The sequence below is a fragment of the Micromonospora sp. CNZ297 genome, assembly GCF_007827625.1.
Window position 1 is genome coordinate 24,706 of record NZ_VISU01000026.1, and the last position, 12,050, is coordinate 36,755.

1 protein-coding gene (running past one end of the window) is annotated in these 12,050 nt (G+C 75.4%); it reads left to right on the forward strand.

What is annotated here, in order from left to right:
* Nucleotide 1: 1 nt before the first annotated feature.
* Nucleotides 2-12,050, forward strand: the start of a protein-coding gene (locus FB454_RS30330; protein ID WP_145823992.1) for a type I polyketide synthase. It continues 17,762 nt past the right edge of the window; 12,049 of the gene's 29,811 nt are visible here — the first part of the coding sequence; the start codon lies at nt 2-4; its stop codon lies off the right edge, out of view.

Below are 12,050 nucleotides of genomic sequence, written 5' to 3' on the forward strand. Positions count from 1 at the left end.
GATGTCTACGTCCGCAGACAAGGTCGTCGAGGCGCTTCGCGCGTCGCTCAAGGAGACGGGCCGCCTCCGCCAGCTCAACCAGCAGCTGACCGCCGCCGCCCGGGAGCCGATCGCGATCGTCGCGATGTCCTGCCGCTACCCGGGCGGCGTCGCCAGCCCCGAGCAGCTCTGGGACCTGGTGGCCTCCGGCAGCGACGCGATCGGCGGCTTCCCGACGGACCGGGGCTGGGACCTGGACAACCTGTACGACCCGGACGCCGACCGCGCCGGCCGCTCCACGACCCGCGAGGGCGGCTTCCTCTACGACGCGGCCGACTTCGACGCCGGGTTCTTCGGCATCTCGCCCCGCGAGGCCGTGGCGATGGACCCCCAGCAGCGGCTGCTGCTGGAGACGTCGTGGGAGGCGTTCGAGCACGCCGGCATCGCACCCGCCTCGATGCGGGGGCAGAAGGTCGGCGTCTTCGTCGGCACCGCCGCCAACGGCTACGGCATGGGCCCGCAGAGCGAGGCCGAGGGCGCCGACGAGGGCTACCTGCTGACCGGTACGGCCACCAGCGTCGTCTCCGGCCGGATTGCGTACGCCCTCGGCCTGGAGGGCCCCGCGGTCACCGTCGACACCGCCTGCTCGTCGTCGCTGGTCGCCCTGCACCTGGCGTGCCAGGCGCTGCGGCAGGGCGACTTCGACCTGGCCCTGGCCGGCGGCGTGTGCGTCATGGCCACCCCCGGCCCGTTCGTGGGTTTCTCCCGGCAGCGAGGGCTCGCCCCCGACGGCCGCTGCAAGTCGTTCGCCGCCGCCGCCGACGGCACGGGCTGGTCCGAGGGCGTCGGCATCCTGCTGGTGGAGCGGCTGTCGGACGCGCAGCGCAAGGGACACCCGATCCTCGCCGTGATCCGGGGCAGCGCCGTCAACCAGGACGGCGCGTCCAACGGCCTCACCGCCCCCAACGGCCCCGCCCAGCAGCGGGTGATCCGGCAGGCCCTCGCAAACGCCCGGCTGACCACGGCCGACGTGGACGCCGTCGAGGCGCACGGCACCGGCACCGTCCTCGGCGATCCGATCGAGGCGCAGGCCCTGCTGGCCACGTACGGGCGGGACCGCCCCGCCGACCGGCCGTTGCTGCTCGGCTCGATCAAGTCGAACATCGGTCACAGTCAGTCCGCCGCGGGCGTGGCCGGTGTGATCAAGATGGTGATGGCGATGCGGCACGGGCTGGTGCCGTCCACCCTGCACGTCGACGAGCCGACGCCGAAGGTGGACTGGTCGGCCGGCGAGGTGTCGCTGGTGACGGAGGCGACGCCGTGGCCGGCGACCGACCGTCCCCGCCGGGCGGCCGTGTCGTCGTTCGGCATCTCCGGCACGAACGCGCACACCATCATCGAGGAGCCACCGACGCCGGATGCCGTCGAGCCCGCCGACGCCGGACCGGCACCCACAAGCGCCCTGCCGGCGGTGCCCGTGCTGCTCTCCGCCCGCTCCGAGGCCGCGCTCGGCGCGCAGGCGGGCCGCTGGACCCGGTGGCTGGAGGACGACGAGGCCCTCCGCACCGTGGACGTCGGCTGGTCGTCGGTCGTGTCGCGCTCCGCGCTGGAACACCGCGCGGTGCTCACCGCCACCGACCGCGAGGAGCTGCTGGCCGGGCTGCGCGCCCTCGCCGCCGGCCAGCCGTCCGGCGCGCTGGTCGCCGGGCAGGCCGCCGACCGGGGTCCGCTCGCGGTGCTCTTCTCGGGTCAGGGCGCGCAGCGCGCCGGCATGGGCCGGGAGTTGTACGCGGAGTTCCCGGTCTTCGCCGCCGCGCTGGACGAGGTGTGCGCACAGCTCGACGCGCTGCTGCCGCGCCCGCTCAAGGAGGTGCTGTTCGCACCCGAGGGTTCCGCCGAGGCGGAGCTGCTGGACCGGACGGTGTTCACGCAGGCCGGTCTGTTCGCGGTCGAGGTGGCGCTGTTCCGGCTCGTCGGGTCCTTCGGCGTCGCCCCCGACCTGGTCGGCGGTCATTCGATCGGCGAGGTCACGGCCGCGCATGTGGCGGGGGTGTTGTCGCTGGCGGATGCGTGTGTGTTGGTGGCGGCGCGGGGCCGGTTGATGCAGGCGTTGCCGGCCGGTGGTGGGATGCTGGCCGTCGCGGCGGCCGAGGCCGATGTGCTGGCGACGCTGGACGGCTTGACCGGTGTGGGGGTCGCGGCGGTCAACGGGCCGACGTCGGTGGTGCTCTCCGGTGCGGTGGAGGCGCTCGACGAGGTGGAGCGGGTCTGGCGTGGGCGGGGTGTGCGTACGCGCCGGTTGTCGGTGAGTCATGCGTTCCACAGTCCGTTGATGGAGCCGATGCTGGACGAGTTCCGGGTGGTCCTGGACGGGTTGACGTTCGAGGCGCCGGGGTTGCCGGTCGTGTCGAACGTGACTGGTGCGCTGGCCGACGTCGACGAGATCCGTAGTCCCGACTACTGGGTGCGGCACGTCCGGGAGGCTGTGCGTTTCGCCGACGGGGTCGCCGCGCTGCGCGCCGCCGGGGTGGACACGTTCCTGGAGATCGGCCCGCGCAGCGTCCTGACCGCCATGACCCGGGACGTGCTGAGCGGGCGGGAGCCGGCGGACGTCGACGACGACACCCCGGTCGTCGCCGTACCCGCCCTGCGCGCCGACCGCCCCGAGTCGCGGGCCCTGCTCGCCGCCCTGTCCGAACTGCACGTCAACGGAACACCCGTCGACTGGGCGGCCCTCTACGCCGGCACCGGAGCGACCCCGGTCGCCCTGCCCACATACGCGTTCCAGCGGCAGCGCTACTGGCCCGAGCAGATGCCGGCCTCGGCCACCGGCCCGGTCAGCCCGGACGTGGTGGACGTCGAGTTCTGGTCGGCCGTCGAGCGCTCCGACGTGGCGGCGCTCGCGGCGCAGATCGGCGTCGACGGCGCGGCCCTGGACGTGCTCGCCCCGGCCCTGCCGGTGCTGTCGTCCTGGCGCAGGGCGCGGCTGCGGGACGCCGTCGTCGACGGCTGGTCGTACCGGGTGGTGTGGAAGCGGACCGCCGCCCCCGCACCGGTCACCCCGTCGGGCCGGTGGCTGCTCGTGGAGCCCGCCGACGACGCCGCCACGACCGAGTGGGCCGGGGCGCTCGCGGGGGCGCTGAGCGCCGCCGGCGGCGAGGTGTCCCGGCTGGCGGTGGACCCGCTCGCCGAGCGCGACCAGGTGACGTCGCGGGTGGCCCAGGCCGTACAGAACGCCCCGTTCACCGGGATCGTCTCCCTGCTGGGCCTGCTGGAGCGGCCTCACCCCGGCCGGCCGGCGGTGCCGCTCGGCACGGCCGCCACGATGACGCTGGTGCAGGCCCTGCACGCCGCCGACGTCACGGCACCACTGTGGATGCTCACGCGGGGCGCGGTCGGCACCGGCGACACCGACCCGGTGCGCAGCGTCGCCCAGGGCGGACTGTGGGGCCTGGCCCGGGTCGCCGGGCTGGAACACCCGCAGCTCTGGGGCGGCCTGGTCGACCTGCCGGACGCGCCCGGGCGCGGCGACTGGGACCACGCGGTGGGCGTCCTCACCGGCGGTGGCCCCGAGGACCAGGTGGCCGTACGACCCTCCGGCGTCTTCGTACGGCGACTGGTGCGTGCCACGCCGGCGGCCGTCGGCGCCGTCGACCGCTGGCAGCCGTCCGGCACCGTCCTCGTCACCGGCGGCACCGGCGCGCTGGGCGCGCACGTGGCCCGCTGGGCGGCGGCCAACGGGGCCGAGCACCTCGTGCTGACCAGCCGCCGCGGCGAGCACGCCCCCGGGGCGGCCGAGCTGCGCGACGAACTGACCGGGCTCGGCGCCCGGGTGACCCTGGTCGCCGCCGACATGGCCGACCGCGCCCGCGTCGAGGCGCTGCTGCGCGACGTCGACGCCGACCCGGCGCCGCTGACCGCGGTGGTACACGCCGCCGGGGTGGGCCAGCTGACCATGCTGGTCGACACCGACCTCGCCGGGCTGGCCGGGGTGCTCGACGGCAAGATCGCCGGCGCCGTGCACCTGGACGAGCTGCTGGGCGACCGGCCGCTCGACGCGTTCGTGCTGTTCTCCTCCATCGCCGGCATCTGGGGCAGCGGCGGACAGGCCGCGTACGCCGCCGGCAACGCCTTCCTCGACGCCCTCGCCGAGCGGCGCCGCGCCCGCGGCCTGGCCGCCACCGCCGTGGCCTGGGGCCCCTGGGCCGAGGGCGGCATGGCCAGCGGCGAGGGTCAGGAACTGCTGGCCCGCCGCGGCCTCAGCCCGATGTCCCCGGCCCAGGCCGTGTACGCGCTGCGCAGCGCCGTCGGCCGGGCCGTGCCGTCGGTGACCGTGGCGGACGTCGACTGGTCCCTGTTCACCCCGGCGTTCGCCGCCGCCCGCGCCCGCCCCCTGCTCGACGACGTCGCCGAGGCGCGCGACGCCCTGCGCGTGGTCGACGCCGAGCCGGAGGACACCGCCGGCGGCGGGCTGCGCCAGCACCTGCTGACGCTGCCCCGCGCCGAGCAGGACCGCCACCTGACCGACCTCGTACGCACGCACACCGCCGCCGTGCTCGGCCACTCCGGCACGGACCTGGTCAAGGCCGGCCGGGCGTTCAAGGAACTCGGCTTCGACTCGCTGACCGCCGTCGAGCTGCGCAACCGGCTCGGTGCCGCCACCGGCCTCACCCTGCCCACCACCCTGGTCTTCGACTACCCGAACCCGGCTGCCCTCGCCGACCACCTGTCGGTGACGCTGCGCCTGCACGAGGTCGAGACCGTGACCGCCTGGGGCCCCGCCGGGCCGGTGGACGGCGACCCGATCGTCATCGTCGGTATGAGCTGCCGCTATCCGGGCGGCGTGGCCAACCCGGACGACCTGTGGGACCTGGTCGCCACCGGGCGCGACGGCATCAGCGGCTTCCCCGACGACCGGCACTGGGACATGGGCCGGCTGCTGGCCGTCGACGCCGACGGGCAACCCGTCTCGCACACCCGCGAGGGCGGCTTCGTCGACGGCGCCACCACCTTCGACCCGGGCTTCTTCGGCATCTCGCCGCGCGAGGCCGTCGCCATGGACCCGCAGCAGCGCCTGCTGCTGGAGGCGTCCTGGGAGGCCATGGAGCAGGCCGGCATCGACCCGGACGAGCTGCGCGGCAGCCGTACCGGCGTCTTCGTCGGCGCCTCCCCGTCGGGCTACGGCACCACCGACACACCGGCCGAGCTGGCCGGCTACCAGCTCACCGGCGGCGCGCACAGCGTCATCTCCGGCCGCGTGTCGTACACCTTCGGGCTGGAGGGCCCGGCGGTGACGGTCGACACCGCCTGCTCGTCCTCCCTCGTGGCTGTGCACCTGGCCGCTCAGGCGCTGCGCGGCGGCGAGTGCGACATGGCGCTGGCCGGCGGCGTCACCGTCATGGTGACCCCCGGTGCCTTCGTCGAGTTCTCCCGCCAGGGCGGCCTCGCCCCGGACGGTCGCTGCAAGTCCTTCGCCGCCGACGCCGACGGCACCGGCTGGTCGGAGGGCGTCGGCGTGCTGCTGGTCCAGCGGCTCTCCGACGCCCGGCGGCAGGGCCGCCAGGTGCTCGCCGTGCTCGCCGGCAGCGCCGTCAACCAGGACGGCGCGTCCAACGGCCTCACCGCCCCCAACGGCCCCGCCCAGCAGCGGGTGATCCGGCAGGCCCTCGCAAACGCCCGGCTGACCACGGCCGACGTGGACGCCGTCGAGGCGCACGGCACCGGCACCGTCCTCGGCGACCCCATCGAGGCGCAGGCCCTGCTGGCCACCTACGGCCAGGGCCGCCCCGCCGACCGGCCGCTGCTGCTCGGCTCGATCAAGTCGAACATCGGTCACAGTCAGTCCGCGGCCGGCGTCGCCGGCATGATCAAGATGGTGCAGGCGATGCGGTACGGCCTGCTCCCGCGGACCCTGCACCTCGACGAGCCGACCCCCCACGTGGACTGGTCCTCCGGCGCGGTCTCCCTGCTCACCGAGGCGCGCCCCTGGCCGGCGGTGGACCGGCCGCGCCGGGCCGCCGTGTCGTCGTTCGGCATCAGCGGTACGAACGTGCACCTGATCCTGGAGCAGCCGTCCGCGCCGACCGACGCGGACGAGCCGGCCGACGGCGACGAGCCGGTCACCGGTGACGAGCCGTCCCGGGTGCCGGCGGTGCTGCCGCTGCTGCTGTCGGCCCGCGACGCCGCCGGGCTGTCGGCGCAGGCCGGCCGCTGGGCGCAATGGCTCGGCGGCACCGAGGCCCCGCGCCCGCTCGACGTGGCGTGGTCCTCGGTGGCGTCGCGCTCCGTACTGGAGCACCGGGCCGTCGTGTCCGGGGCGAGCCGGGACGAACTGCTGGCGGGCCTCGAAGCCGTGTCGGCGGGCGAGCTCTCGGCCGGCGTCCTCACCGGCCCGGGCGGCCAGCGCGGCCAGCTGGCGCTGTTGTTCTCCGGTCAGGGTGCGCAGCGTGCCGGGATGGGCCGGGAGTTGTACGGGGTCTTCCCGGTGTTCGCCGCCGCGCTGGACGAGGTGTGCGGACACCTCGACCCGCTGCTGCCGCGCCCGCTGCGGGAGGTGCTGTTCGCCGAGGCGGGCACCTCCGAGGCGGAGCTGCTGGACCAGACCGTGTTCACGCAGGCCGGGTTGTTCGCGGTCGAGGTGGCGCTGTTCCGCCTCGTGGAGTCGTTCGGGATTGTTCCCGACGTGGTGGCCGGTCACTCGATCGGTGAGGTGACGGCGGCGCATGTCGCGGGTGTGTTGTCCCTGGCGGATGCGTGTGAGCTTGTGGCGGCGCGGGGTCGGTTGATGCAGGCGCTGCCGACCGGTGGCGGGATGCTGGCCGTAGCCGCTGATGAGGCGGCCGTGGCGGAGTCGGTCGCAGGGCTGACCGATCGGGTCGGTATCGCGGCGGTCAACGGGCCTGCCGCAGTGGTGGTGTCGGGTGCCGTCGAGGCCCTGGCCGAGGTGGAGCGGGCCTGGCGGGATCGGGGGGTGCGTACCCGCCGGCTCACCGTCAGCCACGCGTTCCACAGCCCGTTGATGGCGCCGATGCTCGATGAGTTCCGTACGGTTCTGGGTGGGTTGGCGTTTGCGGCGCCGTTGTTGCCGGTCGTGTCGAACGTGACCGGTGCCCTGGCCGGTGACGAGATCTGCACGCCGGAGTATTGGGTGCGGCACGTGCGCGAGGCTGTGCGGTACGCCGACGGGGTCGCCGCCCTGCGGGCTGCCGGTGTGGATACGTTCCTGGAGGTCGGCCCGCAGAGCGTCCTGACCGCTATGAACGCCGACCTGCTCGCCGATGACGAGGCCGTGCTGGCGGTGGCTGTGCAGCGCCGTGACCGTTCGGACGCGCAGGCGTTGCTGCACGCCCTGGCCGAGTTGCACGTGCACGGCGTGCCGGTGACCTGGCAGTCGTGGTTCGCCGAGACCGGCGCGCGGCGGGTGGACCTGCCCACGTACGCCTTCCAGCGGGAGCGGTACTGGCTGCCGCCGGCCGGCCAGTCGGCCGACGTCTCCGGGGCCGGCCTCGGCGTGGCGCGACACCCGCTGCTCGGCGCGGCGGTGTCGGTCGCCGGCGAGGACATGGTGGTGCTGACCGGCCGGCTGTCGGTGTCGACGCACCCGTGGCTCGCCGACCACGTCGTCTCCGGCGCCGTGGTCGTGCCGGGCACCGCCCTGGTGGACCTCGTCGTCCGGGCGGGCGACGAGGTCGGTGCCTCCCGTGTCCGTGAGCTGACAGTCCTCGCCCCGCTCGTGCTGCCCGCCACCGGCGGCGGGGTACGGGTGCAGGTCCGGGTCGGTCCCGTCGACGGCACCGGCAGCCGGTCGGTGACCGTGCACTCGCAGTCCGAGGACGACCCCGAGTCGGGGTGGACCCGGCACGCCGACGGCCTCGTCGACGCCCCCACTGTCGACGAGCCCACCCTTGGCGCGTGGCCGCCACCCGGCGCGTCCGAGGTGGACGTCATCGGCTGGTACGCGACGGTCGCTGAGCACGGGCTCGCGTACGGGCCGGTCTTCCGGGGCCTGCGCCGGGCGTGGACCGCCGACGGCGAGGTGTTCGCCGAGGTCGCCCTCGCCGACGAGTTCGCCGGTGATCCGGCGGGCTTCGGGGTGCACCCGGCGCTGCTGGACGCCGCCCTGCACCCTGTCGGGCTGCTGCCCGCCGACGAGGCGGGCGGCGGTCCCCGGGTGCCGTTCGCGTTCGAGGGGGTGCAGGTTCACGCCGTCGGCGCCCGGACGCTCCGGGTCCGCCTCACCGCCTCCGGCAGCTCGGTGCGGCTGGTAGCCACCGACACCACGGGCGTGCCCGTGGTGTCGGTGGACTCGCTGACGCTGCGCGAGATGACCGGCCTGGCGGCCGCGCCGGACGAGGCGTACCGATCCCTGTTCGAGGTCTCCTGGCAGCCGGAGCAGATCGCCGCGCCCGACGGCACGTACGGCTGGGTCGTGCTCGGTGGGCGTCCGCTCGACGGCGCCCCGCAGCTTCCGGCGTACGCCGGCGTCGCCGATCTGACCACGGTGGCGACGGACGGCACCGCCCCGGCGGCGCTGCTGCTGCCCGTCACCCCGGCGCCTTCCGGCGCGGACGTGCCCGACGCGGTGCGCTCCGTCACGGCGGACGTCCTCGGCGTGGTGCAGGCGTGGCTGGCGGCCGGGCCGCTGGCGGACTCGCGGCTGGTCGTCGTGACCCGCGGCGCGGTGGCTACCGGCGCCGACGACCGCGTCACCGACCTGGCGGGGGCGGCGGTCTGGGGCCTGCTGCGCTCGGCCCAGTCGGAGCACCCCGGCCGGATCGTGCTGGCCGACCTGGAACCCGGCACCGACCTGGACGCCGACCTGCTGGCCCTGCTCGCCGCCGTCGCCGACGGCCCCGCCCTCGGCGGGCAGGTCGCGGTGCGGTCGGGCACGGCGTACCTGCCGCGGCTGGTCCGCGCCACGGGCGCCGCGCGCACCCCGGAGGCCCTCGGCGGGGGAACCGTCCTGGTGACCGGCGGCACCGGATCGCTGGGCGCCCTGGTGTCCGAACACCTCGTCACCGCGTACGGCGTGCGTTCGCTGGTGCTGGTGTCCCGGCAGGGGCCGGCTGCCCCCGGCGCCGACGAACTGGTGCGGCGGCTGGCCGCGCTGGGCGCGACCGCCCGGGTGGTCGCCACCGACGTCACCGACCGCGAGCGCGTCGGCGAGCTGGTCCGGTCCATCACCGCCGACGACCGCCTGGCCGGGGTGGTCCACACCGCCGGCGTCCTCGACGACGGCATCGTCAGCGGGATCACCGCCGACCGGCTGGCGGACGTGCTTGCCCCGAAGGTCACGGCGGGCTGGTGGCTGCACGAGGCGACCGCCGAGCTGGACCTCGACCTCTTCGTGCTCTTCTCCTCCGTCGCCGGAGTGCTCGGCTCTCCCGGCCAGGCCGCGTACGCGGCCGGCAACGCCTTCCTGGACGCCCTCGCCCTGCTGCGGGCGCAGCGCGGGCTGCCCGCCGTCAGCCTCGCCTGGGGCATGTGGGACACCGACGGCATGGCGGCGTCGATCAACGACGCCGACCGGGCCCGGGTGACCCGGGCCGGCCTGGTCCCGATGACCGCCCCCGTCGGGCTCGGGCTGTGGGACGCCGCCCTGACCCACGGCGGCGCGGCCCTGGTGCCGGCCGTGGTCGACCTGCCCGCCATGCGGGCGCAGACCGCCGCCGGCCGGGTGCCGGTGATGCTGCGGGGCCTGGTCGGACCGGCCGCGAAGCGCCGCCGCTCCGGCACCGGCGCGTGGGCCGACCGGCTGGCCGGCCTCGACCCGCAGGAGGCGCGTACGCAGGTGGCGCTGCTGGTGCGCGGAATGATCGCGCAGGTCCTCGGCCACGGCGGCGCCGAGGCGGTGCCGGCGGACCGGGCGTTCCGGGAGCTGGGCTTCGACTCGCTGACCGCCGTCGAGCTGCGCAACCGGATCAACAGCGCGAGCGGGCTGCGGCTCACGTCGACACTCGTCTTCGACTACCCGACCCCCGGTGCCCTGTCGGAGCACCTCTACGAGCAGCTGTCCGGCCAGGTCGCCGCGCAGCAGCAGGCCGTGCGGGCGACAACCGTCGACGAGCCGATCGCCATCGTGGGCATGGCGTGCCGCTACCCGGGTGGCGTGACGAACCCGCAGCAGCTGTGGGACCTGGTCGCCGCCGGCGCCGACGGCATCGGCGAGTTCCCCACCGACCGGGGCTGGGACCTCGACCGGCTCTTCCACCCCGACCCGGACAACCCCGGGACGTCGTACACCCGCCACGGTGGCTTCCTGTACGGGGCCGCCGAGTTCGACCCGGACTTCTTCGGCATCTCGCCGCGCGAGGCGATCGCCATGGACCCGCAGCAGCGGCTGCTGCTGGAGGCGTCCTGGGAGACGTTCGAGTCGGCCGGCCTCGACCCGTCGCGGCTGCGCGGCAGCCGGACCGGCGTCTTCGCCGGCCTGATGTACCACGACTACGCCTCCGGCGTGCAGGACCTGCCCGAGGGCGTGGGCGGCTACCTCGGCACCGGCACCTCCGGCAGCGTGCTGTCCGGCCGGGTGGCGTACACGTTCGGGCTCGAAGGCCCGGCGGTGACCGTGGACACCGCGTGTTCGTCGTCGCTGGTCGCGCTGCACCTGGCGGTGCAGGCGCTGCGCGGCGGCGAGTGCGACCTCGCCCTGGCCGGCGGCGTGACGGTGATGGCGACGCCGGGGACGTTCATCGAGTTCTCCCGGCAGCGTGGCCTGTCGGCCGACGGCCGGTGCAAGTCCTTTGCGGCGTCGGCGGACGGCACGGGCTGGTCCGAGGGCGTGGGCGTGCTCCTGGTGGAGCGCCTGTCGGACGCGCAGCGCAACGGGCACCGCGTGCTGGCGGTCGTGCGTGGCACTGCCGTCAACCAGGACGGCGCGTCGAACGGTCTGACCGCCCCGAACGGCCCGTCGCAGCAGCGCGTGATCCGTCAGGCGCTGGCCAACGCGCGGCTCACCGCCGCCGACGTGGACGCCGTCGAGGCGCACGGCACCGGCACGACCCTGGGCGACCCGATCGAGGCGCAGGCCCTGCTGGCCACGTACGGGCAGGACCGGCCCGCCGACCGGCCGCTCTGGCTGGGCTCGGTCAAGTCGAACATCGGCCACACCCAGGCCGCCGCCGGGGCAGCCGGCATCATCAAGATGATCATGGCGATGCGGCACGGCGTGCTGCCGTCGACGCTGCACGTCGACGAGCCGTCCCCGCACATCGAGTGGAGCGCCGGGGCGGTCTCCCTGCTCACCGAGGCCCGCGACTGGCCTGCGGCGGGCCGGCCCCGTCGCGCCGCGATCTCGTCGTTCGGCGTCAGCGGCACGAACGCGCATGTGATCATCGAGCAGCCGCCCGCCGAGGCGGAGCCGACCCGGGGCGAGGGCGCGCCGACGCCCACCGCCGGGCAGCTGCCGTCGCCGGTGCTGCTGTCGGCCCGCTCCGAGGCCGCCGTCGCGGCCCAGGCGGAGCGCTGGGCCCGCTGGATCGCCGGCGACGAGGAACTGCGCCCCCTCGACGTCGGCTGGTCGTCGACCGTCAGCCGGGCCGTCATGGAGCACCGCGCGGTGGTCACCGCGACGGACAGGGACGAACTGCTGGCCGGGCTGCGCGCCCTCGCCGACGGTGAGCCGGCCGCCACCGTGGTCACCGGCACGGGCGCGGCGCGTACGCAGCTGGCCGTGCTCTTCTCCGGCCAGGGCGCGCAGCGCGCCGGGATGGGCCGGGAGTTGTACGCCGGGTTCCCGGTGTTCGCGACCGCGCTGGACGAGGTGTGTGAGCAGCTCGATCCGTTGTTGCCGCGTCCGTTGCGGGAGGTGCTGTTCGCGTCGTCGGGCACGGCCGAGGCGGGGTTGCTGGATCAGACGGTGTTCACGCAGGCCGGGTTGTTCGCGGTCGAGGTGGCGTTGTTCCGTCTGGTGGAGTCGTTCGGGGTCGTGCCGGACGTGGTGGCTGGTCACTCGATCGGTGAGGTGACGGCGGCGTACGTGGCCGGGGTGTTGTCTCTGGCCGACGCGTGCGCTCTCGTGGCCGCGCGGGGTCGGTTGATGCAGGCGTTGCCCACGGGCGGCGGCATGCTGG